The sequence below is a fragment of the Cupriavidus sp. 291-E7 genome (assembly GCF_057798835.1).
In genome coordinates, this window is sequence record NZ_JBYOJV010000006.1 from 1,043 (window position 1) to 21,472 (window position 20,430).

The window sequence follows — 20,430 nt, forward strand, 5'->3', positions numbered from 1 at the left end:
GGCCAGGCTCCCCTCCTGGTATTGCTTGCGCCACGCGAACACCTGATTGGGATTGAGCCCGTGCCGTCGGGCGACCGCCGAAACCGTGGCTCTCGGTTCCATCGTTTCCTGCACGATGGCGAGCTTTTCTTGAACTGAACGGCGCCGCCGCCGCTCAGGTTCGGTCAGAACTTCGATGCTTTCCACAATTTGCCTAGGCTTGAAACTAGTCACAAGACTACCTCTTATTTTAAGAGGTGCCGGGTGTCCTGAGATTCAAGGGGCCGCTCCATTTCCGTACCAATCTGGAAACCGCAACTGCACCATCAATCTCGCGTGCAACTGCGCGACTGATTCAATGTCACCCAGTTCGATTTCTACAAGTTCGTGACGTGCCATGTTCCCCCCTAGAACAGGGTCTTTAGTACATGCCGGATGACGGGTCCATTAAATTTCCCTTCCGAGGGAGTGACCACCGTTGAGAATTTCGAGGATCTGCTTAGTGTCGGAAGGCATCGGAAGTCGCCTTTGGCGCTGCCCTCCTGGCCGGGTAGTCCGGGGACTGAGACCGGCCAGGAGCGGGCGGTCGACATCCTCGGCAGAATTGCACACAATCCGGCAATACGGTCTAGCAAAAGCGGGGTTATTGAAGCGCGTTCGATCACTAAACGATCGGTCGTCGGTCATCAGTAGGGCTCGCGGAGAATTGGACTGCGTGGCTCGCCGATCAATGGCAGTCCGGTCTGCTGGCTGTTGGATGAGAATGCCTAAAAATGATGCCCTGAGAACGTGCGGATATGCCCATTTGCCATGCATGCGAGTTGCTCCCATCTCAAGTACAAGAATCCTGCGATGAACCAGATGACCCATATGTCGTTTGTGAACAATGTCATATCCGACTGATGGGCAGGTCGCTCCGACCCGTAGAGTGGTTCAATCTGACTAAGAGGCATGGATGGGAGAAATATCTTCTCCATGACGACTTCTACGATCAGGATGGGGAGGCCATTAAGCCGCTTGATGATGTAGAGGAACCCCAAAAATACCCAGCTCCTGGGCTGGACCAGTTTCGTGACTCACCGGAACTGCTTCTGGATTACTCGACCACCCGATGGGCGCTGGATGAAAGCGTCCAGGCTGCGTGGCGCGCATTGCCATCTGAAGATGTTGCGCGCTGTTTGCGCACACAGCTCACGACGCCAGGCAGCTTGACACGATGCTCCGTGGCACTACGGGTAGCGGCATTGATCGGGCCCGAATGCGCGGACGTGACGGAATTGGCGTGGCAACTCTTTCCGGAGCGCGCATCATTTAGAAGTCTAGTGGATGCGACCGTGAACTGTTTGCCCCTCGAAGCAGGCTTCGAGCGGACGGCTGCGGCACTCCAACAGATGTCGCCCGAACATCGTTCGCTGCATTTTGGAACTTTGGCCCAGTTCCGCTCAATCAAAACGCTGGACTGGATCGAAGCTCACGTCCCATCTGGCGTCACCGAGTCTTGGGGAAACCTAGCCGCGGCCTCGAATCTGAGTTGGAGGCGAGCCGAAACCTGGTTCAGGTCTGGCCGGCCTCTGAGTCTGGTGGCTCTCGATGCCCTTTGTGCAATCGCGGATCCGCGAACCGTGTATCTTCGCCAAATCCGACCTGTGCTCATTGATCCCCCGAGCGAACGTGAATTGCGCGAGACGATTCACGTATTGATTGAATCCGACGACGCTATACGTGTAAGGCAACGGTCCGCGAAGATACTGGAGTCGACAGCAAATCTCGTTATCTAGACAGGGAACGCTCGGAGCGCAAGCAACCGACTGTTGCAGTTGAACGGTCGCTTGGTGACAGAACGAATATCCGCTAAGGGTCGGTCAGAACCGGCTGGATGACTGGCGGCCAGCACGGTACCGCTACGAATGGCTCATCGGTCCGGGATTGCTGTCGGTGCACGTACCGCCCACCGCCCGACGTCGGTGTTCCCATCGAAACGCGTGCAGGCAGTAATATGAGCGCTTCCTCCCTCGACTGGAAATACCGCGATGCAAGTATTGGTTGACGCAGACGCCTGCCCTGTTGTTGTCAAGGAAATGTTGTATCGGGCCGCGCAGCGAGTCGAAGTGTGCGTCACGCTGGTAGCAAATACGTATATGCGCACGCCGCCGTCTCGCTTTATCAAGGCACTGCAAGTGCCGGCCGGCTTCGACGCTGCCGATGACCGTATCGTCGAATTGGTCAGCAACGGTGACCTCGTGATTACGGCGGACATACCTCTTGCCGCCGCCGCCCTCGAAAAAGGCGCTTATGTGCTCGACCCACGAGGAAGCTGGTTTAGCCGTGAGAACATCCAGGAGCGCCTAACGATGCGTGAGGTGATGGACCAGCTCCGCAGCTCTGGCATCGACACCGGCGGTCCGGCGCCATACGCCGCACAGGATAGCAAGGCATTCGCTGGCCAATTGGATCGGTTCCTGGCACGCCATGCGTCTCCAGGTGCGACCACCTGAAGCGTGCAACCCACAGCAAGCTGGAGCTGGTAGTGTGGTTCCGGGAGGTCTCTTGCCGGCCAGGAACTGCCATTGCCAATTTGGTCGGTCAGCGTCCGTTATGCATCCATGAACAGACCCTGCAATCGTCGACCACAAGGCTAGGACCGGGTGACCGGCCCGATCTCAATGCGCCTTGCTCGTCCGCTCCGGGCATTCTTTGTGGCTTATGGCTTCTTTGGCGGCACATTCCCATCATCCGACCACAAATAATCCTTAAACATTTCTTTGTAAACTGGGTGCATTAGGAGAACCTTCTCTCCGATAAATGCCGCCGCCTCAGCGAACGTCATATTCATCAACGTCCGATTATGAATTTCATAGGCTCGCAGCATCGGCTTGTCGGGATATTTCACGAGCAAGCATTCCTTCTCTGCGTCATATTCGAACTGGATACCTTTGGAGGTCATAGTGGTGTCTCAAAACGAGATAGTCGTGTACGAATTCCCGCTGTTCCGAAACGGAGACATTCTGCATACCGGTTCATAGCCGATCTCATGCAAATTGCTGCGCCTACTGAGCCATATCATCGATCGAGTACCGGTCCTTGTTGGGTTAGGACATAGCCCGAAGCTGCGCGGTAGATGGCTATCGCACTGATGTGGCACCGCAACCGGAGTTGGCCTACCGGCAACTGACCTTAAGACTACGATTGCCAACAGCAGCACTCGGGTGTTCACCCTCGTTGGCCAGGGAACGCTCCTGACAGTCCGCGCGCAAGATCGCAGGCGTCATCCCAAAGACGGCGCGTCAACACCCCAGCGTCTTCCTCGCGGGCAAGAGCTGCCGCTTCTCCGGACCACAGCAGCGAGAGATCGTCTTTTCCCGCCTTCTCGAAGATGGCGCGTACCGGATCGATCGCACCGGTAGCGCGTGGGAACGCCGGGGCCTCGGGGTTCATCGGTCCCTGCTCACGCATGAACCGCGTCATCTGCCCGCGTGCCGGCCGTCCTGTGTAAAGGTTGGTGAGACGCGTCATGTCGTCGCGCCCAGCGCGTATCGCCGCGCGGTGCAGTTCGGACCGGCCGGCCTGAGGCGTCAGCAAGTAGGCAGTACCCAGTTGGACCGCGCTGGCGCCGAGCGCAAATGCCGCTGCTATGCCTCGACCATCGGCAATGGCGCCAGCGGCAATGACCGGCACCTTGACCGCGTCCACCACTTGCGGCAACAGCGCAAAGAGGCCCGGTTGGGCGCCGATGTCATCGGTCAGGAACATGCCCCGATGGCCGCCGGCTTCCGCGCCTTGCGCAATGACAGCGTCGACTCCACGCGCCTCCAGCCAGCGCGCCTCCTCGACCGTGGTGGCCGATGACAGGATCGTGGCGCCCGTGGCACGCACGCGCGACAGCAGGCTCTCCTCCGGCAGACCGAAATGAAAGCTCACCACCGCCGGTTGCATCTCTTCCAGCACCTCGCACATCGCCGCATCGAACGGCGCCCTCCCGGCTGCGCGCTGTGCGGCAGACAAGCTCAGGCCAGCTTCCTCGTAGTACGGTGCCAACCGCGCCACCCACCGTGCCTCGGCTTCATCGTCCGCATCGGGCGGCGTGTGGCAGAAGAAATTGACGTTGAACGGGGCCGATGTGGCCGCGCGGATGGCCTGCATCTGTTCTCGAAGCTGCTCCGCACCAAGCGCTGCGCAGGCAAGCGAGCCGAGCCCACCGGCTTCGCTGACGGCAATCACCAGTGGACTCAGGGAGCCCACCATCGGCGCCTGAATGATCGGGAGGCGGGACGGAAGCATGCGCATAGTGTTCTCGGACAGGGGATCAGTCTCGTGCGACATTGTGCCCGATTCGGCAGATCCAGACGTTCCCTGACGCTCCCTTCATCAATCACGGGCTTCAGTTCTTCAGCCGGTCTCTCGTCTCGAGTCGCCTACGACAATCATCTCCATTGGGGCCGAGGTTTTCGGCCGATTCAGCCCTTCTGTGCTCTGGTGACAAATGCCTAAGGTCGGTCTGGGAGCGCCTACGGTATCCTCCAAAAGAAAACAGCCGACATCGTCGGCTGTTTTCTTTGCGGGCGCGCCTGTGGCGTCAACCCGCAGGCCTACTGGCTACTGGCTCGCGATTACTGCTTCTTGACAGCGGCTGCGGGCGCGGCGCTTTCTGCCTTGACCGTAGCCTTCTCGGCCTTGGCCGGCGCAGCAGCCTTCTCGGCGCTCACCTTGGTTGCCTTGGCGTGCTTGGCGGCGTGCTTGTGGGTCGCGGTAGCGGCAGGCGCTTTCGCAGCCGGCGCCGTAGCTGCCGGAGTGGCCGGCGCCGCGGGAGCGACCGTGGCGGCAGCCGGGGCAACCCCTTGAGCAAAGGCGGCACCAGTGATGGCGAAAGCGGCAACGGCAGCAAACAGCTTCTTCATGATCGACAATCCTTCTGAGAGGTTTAGGCGCTGCGATGTGCCGCGCTTAGCCAAAAAACGGGGCAGCCTCACGCTCAGTTGACTGCTAACTCGTGACAATCCGTAAGGATTGTTTCTGCAGAGGCAGGGCGCGTTACAGACGACTAAACGTGCCGCTATCAAGGACGACCATCCGTACGACGCCCTTCTGCAAAAGGGGCCGCGCTATACTTCGCGGCGATGCGTCTAGTGCATCCCCACCCCGCACCACGAGAACCCGCCTTATGACCGAAGCCACCGCCCTGACGCCCGACGAACTCCAGGAGCTTGACGATCTGCTGGACGACCTGCGCCAGCGCGCTGATGAAATCCCGCAATGGGAGTTCTGCGACGGCTTTCTCACCGCCCTGGTCTGCACGCGCCGCCGCATCCCGGCTGCCGACTACCTGCCCATGCTGCTGGGCGACGGCGCGGCGCTCGACGTGACCGAGGGCAGCCCGCTGCCGTTGCTGCCGGCGTTCCGTGAAGCGGCCCAGCAGACCCGCTTCATGGAACTGTGGCAGCGTCGATGGAACGAGGTGGAGCATCAGCTCGACCAGCCCCTGGAGACGCTGGAGGACGAACACACCTTCCATCCCGAGGTCATGGACATGCGCGGCGCCATCTTGAGCCTGCCCCAGGAAGAGCGCGCGGAGATAGAGGGACGGGAAATCCCGTCGTTTGGCCAGGTGTGGGCGCTGGGCTTCATGTTCGTGGTGGAGAACTGGCCCGAGGAATGGGCCGCCCCACGCGACAAGGAAGCCGCCCAGTGGCTGGACGACGCGCTCGACGCCATTGTCGCCCTGACCGAGGCCGACACCGGCCAGCCCGAGGTCTGCATGTTCAGCGAGGATGGCCCGCCCAGCACCAGCCAGGCGCGCGTGGAAACCTTCGGCGAGGCGATCTGGGCTGTCTACGACCTGCGCCAGATCTGGAAGAGCCTGGGCCCGCGCGTGGAGGCCGCGGTGAGGGGCGACCAGCCCGGCCGCAACGACCCGTGCCCTTGCGGCAGCGGCAAGAAGTTCAAGAAGTGCCACGGGAAATAACGGATTCACAGTGTCAGCCCCCATTCATTCCGACGACGGGCCGATACTGCTACAAGCTAACCCTTTCGGATCCCGTCGCGTCACCATTAGGCCGCCCCTCCAAAGCCTCAGAAAATGTGCCTGATCCCGGCGACCACGCCGGTCTGGTTGACACCGGGCGCCACCGTTCCGCCGTTCACCACGCCGAGCGTGGATGCCCCCTTGTTGTCCATGAACGAGGCGTTGAGGTAGAGGTCCGGGCGCTTCGACAACGTATAGGCCATTGCCAGGGCATAGCTCATGGCATCGTTGGAAGAGTCGCGGCGGTCAGTGCGATAGACGCCAGCGCGCACCACGAACGCGGGCGTGAAGTTGTATGACCCGCCAATCCAGTACAGATGGGCGCGCAGCGACGGCGTGGCAATCGTGCCCTGCAGAAAGCGATAGCCGGCCGTGGCGGTGAAGGCTCCATCGGTCCACAGCAGGCCGGTGGCGTAACGCCGTTCGATGTTTTCTGCCGACGCGGCCGAAGTACCGCGCCGTTGGTCGTAGGCCAGCACCATGCCAAGCTTGCCAATGGTATACGACGTGCCTGCACCGATTTCCTGTCCGATGCGAGGATTGCCTGGCACTTCGCTGCCGCTGGCGATCGTCGAGTCGTAGCCCGCGCTGTACATGCCGGTGATGGTCAGGTTGCCAAAGTTGCCGGTGTACTTGATCGCGTTGTCCGCACGGTTGGCAAACTGCGCGTCCTGCGCCAGTAGCCCGTAGCTGGTGTAGCGCACGGGATCGAGCGGCACAAACAGATCGTAGAGCGTGTTGATCTGCCGGCCCAGCGAGATCAGTCCCCATTGATTCTGCAAACCCACGTAGGCTTGCCGCCCGAACAGGCGACCACCCTGCCCTGACGTGCCGGTGTCGCTGTTGAAGCCGCTTTCCAGCACGAATACAGCACTGAGCCCGCCGCCCAGGTCTTCCTTCCCGCGTAGGCCCCAGCGCGATCCGGTCACGTTGCCGGGCGACAGGCGATACACAGAGCCAGAGCCGTTGGTACCTGCATGGTTCAGGAATTCGATGCCCGTATCGACCAGGCCATACAACGTGACCGCGAGGCCACCGCCATGATGCAGCGTGCTGCCATGCCGGAACCCACGCGCACGGCCATCCGCAAGGAAGCGGATCGTGTCGCAAAAGCCGCGCAGATACGCGACAAGGCAGCGCCGCGCGCCAATCCGCAAGCGATACCGAACCATGCGTCCACGCAGGCCGTGGCGCTCAATGCAGGAGCCAATCCATGAATCGCATTCGGTATGGCCTGTTTGTCGTGGCAATGCTCGCCGCGCCCGTCATGGCCCAGCAACCATCGGCGCCTGGCGCCACGCGCGCGAGCGACGCGCCGGTGGGCGAGACCACGCGCACACTGCTCGACATTCAACGCGATGGCTCGCAAGCCGGGCCGATGCAGCCGCTGACCGGCGATCAGGCCGCGCTCGGCTACGCACGCTACATGCGCAGCTTCACGCATCCGTTGCCGGAGTTCTTCACCACGATGGCCACGGGGAGCCCGTTGCGCGGCGGCGCCGGCAGCCAGCAGCCAATGAACGGACAGTAGCCGCCTGTCATGCCCGCGCGTGCCAGCATCCGTCGCCAGCGCGGCGCCGTCAGCCTGATGGCGCCGCGCTGATTGCCACCGTGGCCATCGGTGCCCTGGTGTCGATCGATGTCGGCTTCCTGTTCTACAGTCAGCGGCAGTTGCAGAAGTCGGTAGACCTGGCCGCGTTGTCCGGTGCGCAGCAACTCAAGCGTGCCGATGAGCTGGACACCACCACGCTCAACGTCATGGCATCGGTGACGGCAGCGGCCAGCCAGAACGGCTACAACCATGCGGTGAGTCCGGATTGTGCGGATGCGTCAGCGGGCCAGGGCGATGGCATGCGCGCCTGCCTGGGACTTTGGGACCCAGCCGATCCGGCAAACGGCGATAGCGTGCGGCACTTCAATGCCGGCTACGACGCCACACGGGTGTCGCCCAATGCCGTACGTGTGCAGGCAACGCTGACGGTGCCGTTGATGTTCGTGCTGCCGGGCGGACAGTCGCGGCAGTTGCACGCCGAGGCCATCGCGGCCGGCAGCCCGCCTGTTGCGTCTTTTTCCATCGGGAGCGGTGTACTGAACCTGAATTCCGCGAGTGGCGTTCTGGGGTTGCTGCTTGGCAATACCGTCAGTCTTTCAGCCATCGATTGGCAGGGTCTGGCGAGCGCCAATGTCTCGCTTGAGCAACTGCGACTGCAGGCCCGGGCGGGCACGGTGGACGAACTGCTCAACACCACGCTTTCGATCCGGGAGTTCTATGCCCTCGTTCTGACTGCCGCAGGCAAGCAGTCCCTGCTTGGCGCGGCGCTCGGTAGCCCGGAGACACAACTGGGACTCAACGGCGTGGGCACCAATCTGACGCTGGCGCAACTGCTCGATCTCGGTGTGCTGACGCCGGCCGCGTCATCGGCTGCCGAGGTGGCCGTCAATGTGGCGTCGTTGCTGACAACGGCCGCTTACGTGGCGCGGGGCACCAGCGCCGTGGCGCTCAATATTCCCAACCTGACCGTGCCGCTTGCGCCGCTGGGCAGCGCTACCGGAACCGCGTCACTGACCGTCATCGATCCACCCAAGGTGGCGGTCGGCCCCGCGAAGCAGCTTGCCGACGGCTCATGGAAGACCACCGCGAGCACGGCGCAACTGGGCCTGAACCTTGCCGTGCACGCCAATGTCGGCCTGCCGCCGCTGGTGTCCGCCAGTGTCGATCTGCCGCTGCTCCTGAAAGCCGCCAAGGCCAAGGGCGATCTGACCGCCATCCAATGCGCCGCCACGCCAGCCCAGCGGACCGCGACCATCCGGGTCGATCCAACGCTGCTGGAATCGTGCCTGACCGACAACCAGCGCGAATGCACGCCGGCCAGTCAGCGCACGCTCGGGAAGGTCAGCGTCCTGACGCTGGCAATACCACCGCTGATTCCGGAAAGCGTGGGGCAGGCGAACCTGATCGTGTATCCGAAGCGACAGAGCGCGACGGTCACGCCGGGCAGCGACGTCGTTCTTCATCCCGGCGCCGAGGCTTCCACATCGGCGGTTGCGCCAGTCAGCCAGACCGTTGGCGATCTGGTGCGAAATCTCAATCCGGTTTTATCGGTGGATCTGTTCGGCCAGAAAGGACTCGGCCTGGCGCCGGGTGACCTGCTGACACCGCTGATCGTGCCAGTGGGCGCTTTACTCAATAGCGTTGCGATGTGGCTGTTAAACACGCTGGGTATCGACATTGCAAACGCCGATGTCCGGCTCAACGGCGTGGACTGCAACAACGCCGAACTTGTGTTTTGAAAAGTCTTGACGACCATGAAAGCAGAGCGCTGGGCCTACGAGAACCTTGAAGTCCATGTGTGGGAAGGCCAGTACGAAATCGCCGACCGCGTGGCGCGCTTCCTGACGCCGCTAGGTGCCGAGGTGGTACGCGCGGGCGCGCTTGACGCGTTGCCCCACGAGGCGCGCGTAAAGCCGTGTATTGCCGTAATCAGCGCCTCGGCGATCGGTTCGGCCAAGTTCACGCTGGACTGGGAAGCCGCGCACGGCATGCCCGTGATCTGGGTTGGCGCGCCGGACCGCGAGAACGATCCGGGCCGCTTCCGCCGGAGTACGCGCATATCCTGCCTCATGACTTCAACGGTGCCGATCTGCGCAACCAGATTGCCAAGCTGATGCCACAGCTGTTGGCCGCGGCCGAGGCCCGGCCCGATGTGGCGGACCTGGTGGCGGAATCGGCCGCGATGACGCAATTGCTTGAGCAGGTGGACACTTTCGCCAACTTCGACAGCAACGTGATGCTGTATGGCGAGACCGGCGCGGGCAAGGAGCGCATCGCGCGCCTGTTCCACGAACGGAACAGCCACTATGGCAAAGGGCCGTTCGTGGCCGTGAACTGTGGTGCCATCCCGGACGGACTGTTCGAGTCGCAGTTCTTTGGTCATGCCAAGGGCGCATTCACCGGCGCCATGTTCGCGCACCGCGGCTTCTTCGAGCAGGCGACGGGCGGCACGCTGTTCCTGGACGAAATTGGTGACCTGCCGCTGTTCCAGCAGGTCAAGTTGCTGCGTGTACTGGAAGAAAATGCACTGACGCGGCTTGGGTCGACCATTGCCGTGAAACTCGATTTCCGGCTTGTAGCGGCCACCAACAAGGATCTGCGCGAAGCGGTGCGCGACGGGCGCTTCCGCGCGGATCTTTATTTCCGGCTGGCCGTGATCGAATTGCAGATCCCGAGCCTTGAGGATCGCGGCCCGGGCGACAAGGTCGGGCTGCTGCAATCCTTCCTGCGCCATATGATGGGGCCGGCCACGTACGATGCGCTGCCGCCGATGCCGGACTGGCTCAAAGGCGCTGTGGGTACGGCCTACTTTATCGGCAATGTGCGCGAGCTGCGCAACCTGGCCGAGCGCGTGGGCATCACCGTGCGGCAGTTCGGTGGCTGGGACGAAGAGCGCATTCGCCCGCTGTTTCGGGGGCTGCGCCCCGGCGCGTTCGACGGCACCGAGCGCGGCGACCCGCGCGGCGATAGCGAGGAACGCCGCCGCATCATCGCCGCGCTCGATGCAAACGGCTGGCGCCGGCAGGACACGGCGGCCTGCCTGGGCATCAGTCGCAAGGTGCTATGGGAGAAGATGCGGAAATTCCAGATTGCCGACAGCGAAGCGGAGCCGGTCTGACAGCCGCTGGCTTCCTGCACAGGTTTCGATCAGTCGTGTGCGCCGTAAGGACTGGCCCCCGCACTTTCCGCCGATATCCCAGGCAAGGCATGTTGTTGCTCACCCCGGTTTGCGTCGCCCTCGCGCACGCGGCTTTGCATCTTGCTGCCCGGCCCAGGCCGGCGACGACAAGTGTTCGGCAAAGTAGTCCGCCAGCGCCGTAATCTTTGCCGGCCTGGCACGTGCCGAGGGCGTCACGAAATACAAGCCTCCGCGCGTGAGGTGCCAGCCATGCAGAAGCGTCTCCAGCCGTCCATCGGCCAGATACTCGCCGGCCATGAACTCCGGCAGTTCAGCAATCCCCTGCCCCGCTAGCAGCATTGGCAGTAACGCTTCCGAGTTGGTCACCCGCAACGGGCCGACCGGTGTCACCGGATGTTCTTCGCCCGCGTCATTGACGAACCGCCACACATCGCTCCGCGCACGATACGCATAGGAAAAGCATGTCCTGCCGGCGAGGTCGCGGGGATGGGTCGGGCGGCCAAAGCGATGCAGATATTCCGGCGCAGCGACGACGATCTGCGAAACGGGACACAACTGCCTCGCAATCAACGAGGAATCCGGTAGTGCGGCGATCCGCAGCGCGGCATCGAATCCTTGCGCCACGATGTCTACCGTGGCATCGGACAGATGCAGGTCGATCGACACTTCCGGGTAGGCTTCGAAGAAACCGGGCAGCAGCGGTGCCACCCATCGGACGCCGAAGGACATCGGCACCGCAAGCCGGATCAGCCCGCGTGGCTTGACCGACAGTTCTCGGGCGACATTCTCCGCGGCCTCCGCCTGCCGATAGAGATCGCCCGCCTGCTCGGCGATCGTGGCGCCGAATTCTGTCAGCGCCAGTTGCCGGGACGTGCGATTGAAAAGCCGCCCGCCGAGCCGCGCTTCGAGTCTGGCGACGCCGCGCGACACGGTCGCCACCGAAACCCCCATTGCGCGGGCGGCCGCCGCAAATGACCCTTCCTCCGCAACCTTGGCGAACATGGCCAGCCCTTCGAAATCCGGAAACTTCGTCATTTCATTTTTGCAACGATGGTTTGCGATCAATTCTATTTCGAAAAGTCGAGTGCGTCGATATTCTTCTCACATCGCATCACCCTTTCAGAACCTTCTGACATCAGACAAGGAGAAGCATCATGACCGGCAAGCTCGCAAACAAGATCGCACTCGTCACTGGCGGCACGAGTGGCATCGGATTGGCCACGGCCAAGCGCTTCGCCGCCGAAGGCGCGCATGTGTATGTGACGGGTCGCCGGCAGGCTGAACTCGACGCAGCCGTCGATGCCATTGGCAACGCGACTGGCGTCCGGGTGGATTCGTCGAAGCCCGAGGAGCTGGATGCGCTGTACAAGCAGATCGGCGCCGAGCGGGGGCGCCTGGACGTGCTGTTCGCCAATGCCGGCGGCGGTACGATGGTGCCGCTTGGCGACATCACGGAAGCGCACTACCACGACACCTTCGACCGTAACGTCAAGGGCACCCTGTTCACGGTGCAAAAAGCGCTGCCGCTGCTGGCCAAGGGCGCATCGGTGATTCTGGCGGGGTCGACGACCACCATCGAGGGCACGGCCGCATTCAGTGTCTATTCCGCGTCCAAGGCGGCCATCCGTGCTTTTGCGCGTAGCTGGATTCTGGACCTGAAGGACCGCGGCATCCGCGTCAACACCATCAGCCCGGGCGCCACGCGCACGCCGGGTCTGGTGGAACTGGCCGGGCCGGACGCCACGCAACAGCAGGGACTGCTGGACTATCTCGCCTCACGCATCCCGATGGGGCGTGTGGGCGAGCCGGCGGAAATCGCGGGGGCCGCCCTCTTCCTTGCATCCGACGATGCAAGCTTCGTGAACGGTGCGGAACTGTTCGTGGACGGCGGACAGGCGCAGGTTTAAGGGCAGCCGGCGGCGACTTGGGTCGCCGCCGGCAGATCCTTACTTGGGAGCAACTGCCCAGTAGGTGCGAGCGTTCGTGAATTCACGGATGCCCGCGGCGGCCAGTTCTCGGCCGTAACCGGACTTCTTGGTACCGCCAAACGGAATCCGCGCGTCCGATGCCGTGATGGCATTGATGAACGCTGCGCCGCTCGTGATTTGCTTGGCAACGGCCAAGGCCCGCTTGTTTGAGCCCGCCCACACGCTCACGGACAACCCAAACGGGGTTGCGTTTGCCAGTCGCACGGCATCGGCATCATCCTTGGCGACGGCGATGGCGGCCAGGGGCCCGAAGGTCTCTTCATCGAACGCCGCCATACCCGGTTGCAGGTTGCCCAGGACCGTTGCTTCGTAGAAGTTGCCCGGCCCTTCCACGGCCTTGCCCCCAGCCAGCAGGACCGCGCCCGCTTCCAGCGACTGCTGGACTTGGCGATCCAGAGCGTCACGCAAATCCTGACGCGCGAGCGGTCCCATCTGGGTTGCCGAATGGGTTGGATCGCCAACGACCAGGTTCTTCGTGGCTTCCACGAAACGCTCAGCGAACGCCTTGGCGATGCCTTCGGAGACGATGAATCGCTTGGCGCATACGCAACTTTGGCCGGCATTGTGAAAACGCGCCTTGACGGCCGCGGCCACGGCTGTCGTCAGATCCGCGTCGTCCAGAACGATGAAAGCATCCGAGCCACCCAATTCCAGGACGGACTTCTTGGACGCGCGTCCCGCGGCAGCGCCAACAGCCGCACCAGCGCGGTTCGAGCCCGTCAGCGTAACGGCTGCAATGCGATCATCCTGGATCAGTCCGTCGATGACCTGGGGTACCTGCGGTTCGGCCACGACCAACGTAGTCACCACGTTCTTCGGCACGCCGGCATCGAGGAACAATCGCTCAAGAGCCAGTGCGCAGCCCGTGACATTGGGTGAATGCTTCAGAAAGACGCCGTTGCCTGCGGTAATCGCCGGAATAGCGAATCGCATCACCTGCCACACCGGGAAATTCCAAGGCATGACGGCCAGTACGAGGCCGATGGGTTCATAGCTGACCCAGGCATCGACGCCATCGATATTGACCTTCTCATCAGCCAGGATGCGCTCGGCATTGTCTGCGTAGTAGAGCGCTGTGACTGCGGACTTCTCCATCTCACCGGCGGCCTCCGCGCCAACCTTGCCCATCTCCGCAGTGATCAGTTCAGCGAACGACTTGCTTTGCCGGCGCAGTTCTTCAGCGAGGCGGCGCACGGCCGCGACGCGGACTTCGAGCGGCTGTTTGCCCCACGCCGCTGCGGCAGCGTGCCCGGCATCGACAGCGTGTTCGATTTGCTCCGCACCCCACCCTTCGTAGGTTTGAAGGGCTGCTCCGGTGCTCGGGTTATAGGTCGTAATGGTATTGGTGTTGGTATTGGTCATGGCTATCCTGTCTGCCAGTATCGTTCGGTACCTGCGCCTCGAAGCCACTTTCGCGCGGGGCGCTATCGTTGCTTCAGGCGTGGTGGAAGAGCTGGGAGCAGATCGTGTTGACCTGGCTACCCTTCACCACGCAGCGATCTGCTGCCTTGCGCCATTCGGCAAAATGCGGCGCGGCCCGATGGGCGTCGATGGCCGCCTCGTCGTCATAGAGTTCATAGAACATGAAGTGATGCGGATTCTTCGTGTCCTGCGTGACATCGAAGTACTTGCAGCCGACTTCATCATTGAACGTACGTGTGGCGTTCTCCTTGATTGCAGCAAGGAATTCTTCGAGGCGTTCCGGATAGACGTCGAGGGAAACAATCAGGGCGATCATCGATAAATCCTTTTCAGGTGTTGGCGGCCGGAAGTGCCGTGCCGGTTTCGGTAGCAAGCTTGACCATGCTTTGCCAGGTGGTATCGGCAAGTGAGATGCCGGCCTCTTTCAGATGAACCGTGTTCCGGTCCTCAAGCTCGCCTGGGAAAAAGATCTCTTCAATACCGTGGGCCTTTGGAACCGATTTGACCTCGTCGATCAGCGCCTCCATACGCTGCTCGAATTCAGCGAGCGGCATGGTCGATTTGACGTCGATCGTGATCAGGAGGTGTCCGCAGCCGCTGGGGCGGTTCGCTTCATAGGGGCCTGCGACATTGGAGCCGAAGTGGCTGCCAGTCAACACACCGGCAAGGACGTCCATCATGAAGGAGATGACGTAGCCCTTGTGACCTGCCATCGGCAGAATCAGGCCGTGAATGGCCTCCCTGGCATCAGTCGTCGGTACGCCGTCTTCGTCTGCCGCCCAGGTATTCGGAATCTCGACGCCGCGCTCGGCAGCGAGGTAGATCTTGCCGCGCGCCACGGCGGTGTTCGCGATGTCCATCACCGCGACGCCACGGCTGCCGGCCGGCGCCGCGATGGACCAAGGATTCGTACCGATACTCTTGGCCTTGCCGCCCCACGGGGCCATAGCGGGGCTGGCGTTCGTGGCGAACATCGCCACGCAACCCTCCCTGGCCGCCATACGCGTGAAGTACGCAGCCGTGCCAAAGTGGTTTGAGTTGCGGACGCCGACGGCGCTGATGCCGTGCTGGCGAGCGCGATGAATGCCGAGTTCGACGGCATTTGCCGACAGTACCTGGCCAATGCCGTGGTGACCGTCCATGACAGTCACCGCGCCGCCGTCCATCACGATTTCAGGCTTTGTGACGGCCGTCATGACGCCGCTGCGCAGGCGCTCTACATACCAGGGCAGACGGAGCATGCCGTGCGAGGAGTGGCCCCAGAGTTCCGCGACCACCAGGCTATCCGCCAACAGGTGTGCGTCTTCGGTAGGGACACCGAGGGATTCAAGAACCGCTGTCCCGAAACGGGTCAATGCTTCGGCGTGAACGGTGGTTGGCATGTCAATCTCCAGATAATGCGATGTTCGTTTTTCGGGTGACGACCGGGCCGGTCAGATGGGATAGGCGCCGGTCAGTCCGCCCACAATCAGCATGACCAGCCCGACCGCAACGGCGCGCCAGATGGTCTTCCTGGCGTGCTCACCGAGCTCGACCTTGGCGAGGCCTGCAAGCAGAAGAAAGGAAGGCACAAGCGGACTGGATTGGTGCAGAGGCTGCCCGACGATTGCGGCCCGCGCCATCTCTACTGCCGAGATACCGTAGTGCGAGGCGGTCTCCGCGAGGATCGGCAGCACGCCAAAGTAGAAGGCGTCGTTGCTGGTAAAGAAAGTCATCGGAATGCTGATGACCCCAGTCACGATAGCCAAATGGGGTCCCCAGGACGCCGGGATGATTGCCACGAGCCACTTGGCCATCGCTTCAACCATCCCGCTTCCGCTCAGCACACCCGTGAGCACAGTCGCCGCAAACACCATGCCGACCACGCCGACGATGCTCGAAGCGTGAGACTTGATCTGCTCGGACTGATCCGCCACGCGGGGGAAGTTGATGACGAGTGCAACGGCCACGCCAATCAGGAAAACCACCGGCGACGGAATTACCTCGATAACGAGGAGCGTCATCACGGCCAGCGTCAGAAGCGCGTTGACCCACACGAGGTGCGGACGAGCATGGGGGCGCTTGATAATGTGCCCGTCATTCGAGAAGGGCGCGGAAAAGTCATCGTCATCCTTGCACGACGACGCAGCGGATGCGTCCACGCGCATGGAGGCCATGCCGCCAGGATGTGGCAGGGTCATGGCACCCGCCTGGGTACCGCCGAAGCTCGACGAACCGGACGTAGCCGCCGGCCGCCGCGCACCCGAGCCCAGTAGACCAGAGTCAGGCTGGATGGCAAGAATTCCGAGCCGCGTACGTTCCGCCCGTCCCAGCACGTATGCAAGAAACAGCAACGCGCACACGGAAGCGAAGATCGCGGGTGCCATCGGCACAAAGATGTCCACGGGGTTCAGCTTGAGTGCCGCTGCGGCGCGTGCGGTAGAACCACCCCACGGCACCGTGTTGAAGATGCCATTGGCTGTCGCTGCGATACATGTCAGCACCCAGGGGTTCATGCCAAGCCGGAGGTAGATCGGCAGGAAGGCCGAAGTCACGATGATGAACGTCGTCGAGCCGTCACCGTCGAGCGACACAATCGCGGTGAGGAGCGCCGTGCCGATCGCAAGACGGATCGGATCATTGTGGACGAATCGCCGAATCAGCTTGATGAGCGGGTCGAACATGCCGACGTCGATCATCATGCCAAAGTAAATAATGGCGAAGAAAAGCAGGCATGCCGTCGGCGCCACGGTCTTGATGGACTTGATGATCGACTGCCCAAGGTCGAGTCCTCCACCAGCGATCAGCCCAAAGACGATCGGCACCAGGATGAGCGCTGCCACCGGCGTGAGCCGCTTGGCCATGATCAGGGTCATGAATGCGGCAATCATGCCGAAACCGAGAATTACCAGCATCGTTGTCTCGCGTCGTTGTCTGGACCGGCAGGCGGGTATGACTTGCTAATTTGCCTGTGGGGACTGACGAGACATTGGCTCGTCGGCCGGTCATATTTTTTGAGGGCGCACGAGCCCTTCGCCCCGGCTTGATCCGGGTCGGTTCCTCGCGCTGCAAGGTCCGCGGTTATCGGCCGCAGACCTGAGATGGAGCTATCGGCGTTGCAAGATCAGCGCTTGCCGTGTTCTGCCGAGACCGGGTTCGTGGCGCCCGTTTCGGTCAGCGTGCGTGTCGCGTCGACCGTCGCGTAGATCCACATGATCTTCATTGGCTCGGTCTTGGACACGTTGCGGAAGCGGTGGTTGACGTTCGGCGGGATGAAGGTGACGTCATGCGCCTTGAGACGGTACTCGAGACCATCGATATCCAGGATCGCCTCACCTTCCATCAGAACGACGCTCTCCTGGCAGTTATGGCTGTGGAAGGGGATCTCCACACCACCATCGAACGACGTGTAGCCAGTGATGAAGCTGGTCGTGCCCAGTTCACGCGAGACCAGCGGCGTAGTACGTGCGCCACCGCCACGCTCATGCGTCGGCAGCGTTTCGGGCTTCAGGAGGACGGCGCCGGAAGGGGTCTTGCTGGTCATGCTTTGTCTCCGATCTGGATTTGCGGTCGGCTGCGGGTGAGCTGGCTGCGTGGGGAAGAATCACGACGCAGAGCGATAGCGCTTTGCATCCCGTGCCGCGCGCAAATCCCATTTGCAGCGCTGCTTGGCTGAACGAAGTATAGCTTTTTGTGATTACATAATGCAAAGAGGAAAACTTAGGCGTTTACCCGCAGCGCTGTGAAAGATAGGCGCTCAAAGTGATTACAGCGAATCGGCAGCCACCAAGAAATGCACTTTGTGCATCAATAATTGAGATTAGGAGCGGTCGTGCGCGCATCCCGCTCGGCACGGGTCAAGGCCCCCCCCCGAAGTCGCGCTCAGGACCATAGACGGCACGGATGGGGATGGAATGTGCTTGGCCGCCGCGCTGACTGCGGCAGCCAAGGGAGAAGCAGAAGCGGCGTTGTCGAACCGAGGCGGTCCTGGAAGTGCTCTATGCGTTAAGAAACAGCAATAGGCAGAGTGCGCGCGAACGCGTTGGTCAGGCGGCGCTCTTGAACACGGACTTGCTGCGCACCTTTCGTTGACGAGCGCCTTCGAGGTGCTCCCGCATCAATCCCGCCGCCTTCAAATTGTCTTGCGCGGCAATGGCGTCGAGGATAGCCAGGTGTTCGATCGCCTGCTCCTGGCGGGGCTTGCGGTCTTTGGCCTGCCCGTACTCGATGAGTCGTCGTAGCGAGTCCATTCGCTTGATGGATTGCACGAGAAAACGATTGCCCGACCACTTGGCAATCGTTTCGTGAAAGCGACTGTTGGACTCGAACAGCTCGATCGGTGTCATGGTCTTGTACCCGCCTTCCACAATTGCGCTCTGTTGGCGGCGCAAGGAGGCAAGCTCGACAGGATCGGCGCGGAACCACGGGCTCAAAAGCCCCGTGGGTTCCAAGGCAGTCCGATAGAGGTAGCTTTCCTCGTAGGCCTGTGCCGAGTCGATCATTGGCAGAAACGTCCAGCCATGCCCGATGGAGCGTTCGACCCACCCCTCCTCCTGGATTTTGGACAGCGCCTTGCGCAATGCACTGCGCGCGACATTGTATTGCCGCATCATGTCGGCTTCGGTCACAAAGTCCGGCAGTGCGCCGCTTAAGCGGTCTTCCGCGATCTTCAGATGCAGCGGATCGTCAGGCTCCTGCGAAAGCTCCTGGGCGATCGCCGACAGATCGGTGGCATTCTTGTTCAGGAAGAAGCCGCGATTGTGGTCATGGACAACCGCGCCAACCTCCACAAGATAGCGCAGCGCAACATTCACTGGTGACCGCGACACCCCGATCCGTTCGGCCAGAACACTCTCCGCAAGGTGATCGCCGGCACGAAGCGCGTCCAGGCGCGCCAAGGCAACGATTTCCCGCGCCACGCGAGTTTGCAGTTGAGAGAGATTCATGGTTCGACCGGCGGTTAGAGGTAGGGCCACCGAGTCATTTGGGGCACCCGGCGTCAACGATTCAAATGGCATTTTGCCATGACAACCGCCAATCGCCCACGCTCCCACCAGATCAGTCAATGCGCATCCCCAGCTGCTGGATCAGCTTCGACCACTTGTCGTTTTCCTTTCGAATCAGGGCAGCGAATTCGGCTCCGCCGGCTGCGGTCGGCTCGTAGAGTTGGCTCCGCAGCTTGTTGGCGTTCTCGGAGTCCTTCAGCCCGGCCAGAAGCGCCAGGCTCAGCTTTTGGCTTACCGCCGCAGGCGTTCCCTTCGGCACAACCGCCCCCGCCCAGGAAGTTGCCTCATATCCCGGGACGGCTTCCGCCATAGCGGGTACGTCGGGCAAGGCGCTGGCCCGCTTTGCCGAAGTGACAGCCAAGGCCCGAAGTTTGCCGGACTTGATGTGCGGTAGTGCGGCAAGGGGGTCCGCAATACATGCATCCACTTCTCCCCCCAGAACCACCACGACTGCCGGCGCACCGCCTTTGTAGGGCACATGGACAAGATCGATCTTTGCCAACGACTTGAGCATCTCGCCGCCCAGGTGATTACCGCTACCGTTGCCGGCGGAGCTGTACGCGAGCTTGCCGGGCCTGGACTTTGCCAGCGCAATGAACTCCTGCAGATTCTTCGCCGCCACATTCGGATTGACCACCAGGATGTTGGCCACGGATGCCATCCACACGAGGGGATCGAAATCGCTCACCGAGTATCCCGGCCGCGAATACAGGTGCGGGTTGAGCGCCATCGTCGACAGGTTGACGAAGGTCATCGTGTAGCCGTCGGGTGCGGCACGGGCGCCAAGGACCGTTCCGATGTTCCCGGCGGCCCCTGGTCGGTTGTCAATCACGATAGGCTGCCCCAGCAACCCTTGCGCTTTACCTTGGACCGTCCGGCACAGCAGATCCGCGCCACCGCCAGCAGCCTGCGGCACGATGAACGTAATGGGTTTCGAGGGAAAGGCGCTCTCTGCCATCGCAAGACGCGGGGACATCGAAGCAATGCCGGCCAGCGGCGCCGCAAGAATGCCTTGCATGAGAGTCCGACGGCGTTGGTTGGGAACGGAAGTCATGTGTTGTCTCCTGTTTGACTTTATTTGCTTATCTCTTTTTATGATCAAAGAATGCATAAAACCGGGTGGCAATCGATCCGTGGACGCCGGGCGCGATCCGCGTGGCCTCTTCGCCACGAAATTCAGTAAATCTAGGGTTTACATAGGTAAATTTCGCTCGATCAGGCTTTCCAAGCGAGTGGATTGCCAGCGGATCGCTTGCCGAAACTACCCCGGCGGCGATCTTCACTATTGCCTTTCAGGATTCATAAATGCATTTACGCGCATCATTGACACGCGCGCGGATCAGGAC

At 61.8% G+C, this 20,430-nt stretch carries 20 protein-coding genes and 1 pseudogene; 7 read left to right on the plus strand and 14 right to left on the minus strand.

From position 1 onward, the window contains the following. On the minus strand, nucleotides 1–177 hold a 177-nt coding region (locus AC3FLX_RS12115), incomplete at its 3' end, for a transposase (RefSeq protein WP_488697333.1). 1,832 nt (nucleotides 178–2,009) lie between these two features. On the opposite strand from AC3FLX_RS12115, the gene AC3FLX_RS12120 reads away from it, so the two are divergent. Further along, entirely contained in the window at nucleotides 2,010–2,474 is a 465-nt protein-coding gene (locus AC3FLX_RS12120; protein ID WP_488696789.1) for a YaiI/YqxD family protein, read from the plus strand. A 206-nt stretch (nucleotides 2,475–2,680) separates the two neighbouring features. On the opposite strand, the gene AC3FLX_RS12125 is transcribed toward AC3FLX_RS12120, so the two are convergent. The 3 genes from AC3FLX_RS12125 to AC3FLX_RS12135 form a co-directional block, all read right to left on the minus strand. Beyond that, entirely contained in the window at nucleotides 2,681–2,923 is a 243-nt protein-coding gene (locus AC3FLX_RS12125) for a hypothetical protein (protein WP_488696791.1), read from the minus strand. Between the two features lie 266 nt (nucleotides 2,924–3,189). Next, nucleotides 3,190–4,263 (minus strand): NAD(P)H-dependent flavin oxidoreductase, encoded by a 1,074-nt coding sequence (locus tag AC3FLX_RS12130; protein ID WP_488696793.1) that lies wholly within the window; start codon nucleotides 4,261–4,263, stop codon nucleotides 3,190–3,192. Nucleotides 4,264–4,586: 323 nt separating this feature from the next. Then, the gene (locus AC3FLX_RS12135; RefSeq protein WP_488696794.1) at nucleotides 4,587–4,874 is read right to left on the minus strand and encodes a hypothetical protein; all 288 of its coding nucleotides are present in this window, start codon (nucleotides 4,872–4,874) and stop codon (nucleotides 4,587–4,589) included. 263 nt (nucleotides 4,875–5,137) lie between these two features. Here AC3FLX_RS12135 and AC3FLX_RS12140 point away from each other — a divergent pair, with 263 nt between their 5' ends. Then, nucleotides 5,138–5,938 carry a YecA/YgfB family protein gene (locus AC3FLX_RS12140; RefSeq protein WP_488696796.1) on the plus strand — a complete coding sequence of 267 codons (801 nt, stop codon included), beginning with the start codon at nucleotides 5,138–5,140 and terminating at the stop codon, nucleotides 5,936–5,938. Nucleotides 5,939–6,045: 107 nt separating this feature from the next. Here AC3FLX_RS12140 and AC3FLX_RS12145 read toward each other — a convergent pair whose 3' ends face one another. Further along, nucleotides 6,046–7,047, minus strand: coding sequence for a porin (locus tag AC3FLX_RS12145; RefSeq protein WP_488697334.1), 1,002 nt, complete (start codon nucleotides 7,045–7,047; stop codon nucleotides 6,046–6,048). On the opposite strand from AC3FLX_RS12145, the gene AC3FLX_RS12150 reads away from it, so the two are divergent. The 4 genes and pseudogenes from AC3FLX_RS12150 (at nucleotide 6,976) to AC3FLX_RS12165 (ending at nucleotide 10,668) form a co-directional block, all read left to right on the plus strand. Continuing rightward, nucleotides 6,976–7,215 carry a hypothetical protein gene (locus AC3FLX_RS12150; protein WP_488697364.1) on the plus strand — a complete coding sequence of 80 codons (240 nt, stop codon included), beginning with the start codon at nucleotides 6,976–6,978 and terminating at the stop codon, nucleotides 7,213–7,215. The two genes, AC3FLX_RS12145 and AC3FLX_RS12150, sit on opposite strands and share 72 nt — an antisense overlap. Next, the gene (locus tag AC3FLX_RS12155; protein ID WP_488696798.1) at nucleotides 7,212–7,529 is read left to right on the plus strand and encodes a DUF3613 domain-containing protein; all 318 of its coding nucleotides are present in this window, start codon (nucleotides 7,212–7,214) and stop codon (nucleotides 7,527–7,529) included. Before AC3FLX_RS12150 ends, AC3FLX_RS12155 begins: the two co-directional genes overlap by 4 nt. 80 nt (nucleotides 7,530–7,609) lie before the next feature. Then, nucleotides 7,610–9,289 carry a TadG family pilus assembly protein gene (locus tag AC3FLX_RS12160; RefSeq protein WP_488696800.1) on the plus strand — a complete coding sequence of 560 codons (1,680 nt, stop codon included), beginning with the start codon at nucleotides 7,610–7,612 and terminating at the stop codon, nucleotides 9,287–9,289. A 15-nt stretch (nucleotides 9,290–9,304) separates the two neighbouring features. Then, nucleotides 9,305–10,668 (plus strand): annotated as a pseudogene (locus tag AC3FLX_RS12165) (sigma 54-interacting transcriptional regulator). 99 nt (nucleotides 10,669–10,767) lie between these two features. Here the strand turns inward: AC3FLX_RS12165 and AC3FLX_RS12170 are convergent. Further along, on the minus strand, nucleotides 10,768–11,724 hold the full coding sequence (locus tag AC3FLX_RS12170; protein WP_488696801.1) for a LysR family transcriptional regulator: 957 nt from the start codon (nucleotides 11,722–11,724) through the stop codon (nucleotides 10,768–10,770). A gap of 119 nt (nucleotides 11,725–11,843) precedes the next feature. On the opposite strand from AC3FLX_RS12170, the gene AC3FLX_RS12175 reads away from it, so the two are divergent. After that, the gene (locus AC3FLX_RS12175; RefSeq protein ID WP_488696802.1) at nucleotides 11,844–12,596 is read left to right on the plus strand and encodes an SDR family NAD(P)-dependent oxidoreductase; all 753 of its coding nucleotides are present in this window, start codon (nucleotides 11,844–11,846) and stop codon (nucleotides 12,594–12,596) included. Nucleotides 12,597–12,635: 39 nt separating this feature from the next. Here the strand turns inward: AC3FLX_RS12175 and AC3FLX_RS12180 are convergent, their stop codons facing one another. The 8 genes from AC3FLX_RS12180 to AC3FLX_RS12215 all read right to left on the minus strand — a co-directional run bounded on the left by AC3FLX_RS12180 (nucleotide 12,636) and on the right by AC3FLX_RS12215 (nucleotide 20,367). Then, on the minus strand, nucleotides 12,636–14,039 hold the full coding sequence (locus AC3FLX_RS12180; RefSeq protein WP_488696803.1) for an aldehyde dehydrogenase family protein: 1,404 nt from the start codon (nucleotides 14,037–14,039) through the stop codon (nucleotides 12,636–12,638). A 73-nt stretch (nucleotides 14,040–14,112) separates the two neighbouring features. Next, entirely contained in the window at nucleotides 14,113–14,415 is a 303-nt protein-coding gene (locus AC3FLX_RS12185) for a putative quinol monooxygenase (RefSeq protein WP_488696805.1), read from the minus strand. 13 nt (nucleotides 14,416–14,428) lie between these two features. Continuing rightward, complete coding sequence (locus AC3FLX_RS12190; RefSeq protein WP_488696807.1) at nucleotides 14,429–15,481, minus strand: Ldh family oxidoreductase; 1,053 nt, start codon at nucleotides 15,479–15,481, stop codon at nucleotides 14,429–14,431. A 51-nt stretch (nucleotides 15,482–15,532) separates the two neighbouring features. Then, nucleotides 15,533–16,993 carry a CitMHS family transporter gene (locus AC3FLX_RS12195; protein ID WP_488696808.1) on the minus strand — a complete coding sequence of 487 codons (1,461 nt, stop codon included), beginning with the start codon at nucleotides 16,991–16,993 and terminating at the stop codon, nucleotides 15,533–15,535. A gap of 209 nt (nucleotides 16,994–17,202) precedes the next feature. Then, complete coding sequence (locus tag AC3FLX_RS12200) at nucleotides 17,203–17,622, minus strand: cupin domain-containing protein (protein ID WP_092603358.1); 420 nt, start codon at nucleotides 17,620–17,622, stop codon at nucleotides 17,203–17,205. A gap of 502 nt (nucleotides 17,623–18,124) precedes the next feature. Beyond that, nucleotides 18,125–19,024, minus strand: a complete 900-nt coding sequence (locus AC3FLX_RS12205; protein ID WP_488696809.1) for a GntR family transcriptional regulator — start codon at nucleotides 19,022–19,024, stop codon at nucleotides 18,125–18,127. A gap of 112 nt (nucleotides 19,025–19,136) precedes the next feature. Next, on the minus strand, nucleotides 19,137–20,138 hold the full coding sequence (locus AC3FLX_RS12210) for a Bug family tripartite tricarboxylate transporter substrate binding protein (protein ID WP_488696810.1): 1,002 nt from the start codon (nucleotides 20,136–20,138) through the stop codon (nucleotides 19,137–19,139). Between the two features lie 28 nt (nucleotides 20,139–20,166). After that, complete coding sequence (locus AC3FLX_RS12215) at nucleotides 20,167–20,367, minus strand: hypothetical protein (protein WP_488696812.1); 201 nt, start codon at nucleotides 20,365–20,367, stop codon at nucleotides 20,167–20,169. Nucleotides 20,368–20,430 lie beyond the last annotated feature (63 nt).

What these genes read in the sequence shown, in the direction of transcription:
- AC3FLX_RS12185 (WP_488696805.1), bottom strand. Translation starts at nt 14,415, where the DNA reads ATGATCGCCCTGATTGTTTCCCTCGACGTCTATCCGGAACGCCTCGAA.
- AC3FLX_RS12150 (WP_488697364.1), top strand. Translation starts at nt 6,976, where the DNA reads ATGGTTCAGGAATTCGATGCCCGTATCGACCAGGCCATACAACGTGAC.
- AC3FLX_RS12205 (WP_488696809.1), bottom strand. Translation starts at nt 19,024, where the DNA reads ATGAATCTCTCTCAACTGCAAACTCGCGTGGCGCGGGAAATCGTTGCC.
- AC3FLX_RS12155 (WP_488696798.1), top strand. Translation starts at nt 7,212, where the DNA reads ATGAATCGCATTCGGTATGGCCTGTTTGTCGTGGCAATGCTCGCCGCG.
- AC3FLX_RS12125 (WP_488696791.1), bottom strand. Translation starts at nt 2,923, where the DNA reads ATGACCTCCAAAGGTATCCAGTTCGAATATGACGCAGAGAAGGAATGC.
- AC3FLX_RS12210 (WP_488696810.1), bottom strand. Translation starts at nt 20,138, where the DNA reads ATGACTTCCGTTCCCAACCAACGCCGTCGGACTCTCATGCAAGGCATT.
- AC3FLX_RS12190 (WP_488696807.1), bottom strand. Translation starts at nt 15,481, where the DNA reads ATGCCAACCACCGTTCACGCCGAAGCATTGACCCGTTTCGGGACAGCG.
- AC3FLX_RS12140 (WP_488696796.1), top strand. Translation starts at nt 5,138, where the DNA reads ATGACCGAAGCCACCGCCCTGACGCCCGACGAACTCCAGGAGCTTGAC.
- AC3FLX_RS12175 (WP_488696802.1), top strand. Translation starts at nt 11,844, where the DNA reads ATGACCGGCAAGCTCGCAAACAAGATCGCACTCGTCACTGGCGGCACG.
- AC3FLX_RS12135 (WP_488696794.1), bottom strand. Translation starts at nt 4,874, where the DNA reads ATGAAGAAGCTGTTTGCTGCCGTTGCCGCTTTCGCCATCACTGGTGCC.
- AC3FLX_RS12170 (WP_488696801.1), bottom strand. Translation starts at nt 11,724, where the DNA reads ATGACGAAGTTTCCGGATTTCGAAGGGCTGGCCATGTTCGCCAAGGTT.
- AC3FLX_RS12195 (WP_488696808.1), bottom strand. Translation starts at nt 16,993, where the DNA reads ATGCTGGTAATTCTCGGTTTCGGCATGATTGCCGCATTCATGACCCTG.
- AC3FLX_RS12130 (WP_488696793.1), bottom strand. Translation starts at nt 4,263, where the DNA reads ATGCGCATGCTTCCGTCCCGCCTCCCGATCATTCAGGCGCCGATGGTG.
- AC3FLX_RS12180 (WP_488696803.1), bottom strand. Translation starts at nt 14,039, where the DNA reads ATGACCAATACCAACACCAATACCATTACGACCTATAACCCGAGCACC.
- AC3FLX_RS12200 (WP_092603358.1), bottom strand. Translation starts at nt 17,622, where the DNA reads ATGACCAGCAAGACCCCTTCCGGCGCCGTCCTCCTGAAGCCCGAAACG.
- AC3FLX_RS12120 (WP_488696789.1), top strand. Translation starts at nt 2,010, where the DNA reads ATGCAAGTATTGGTTGACGCAGACGCCTGCCCTGTTGTTGTCAAGGAA.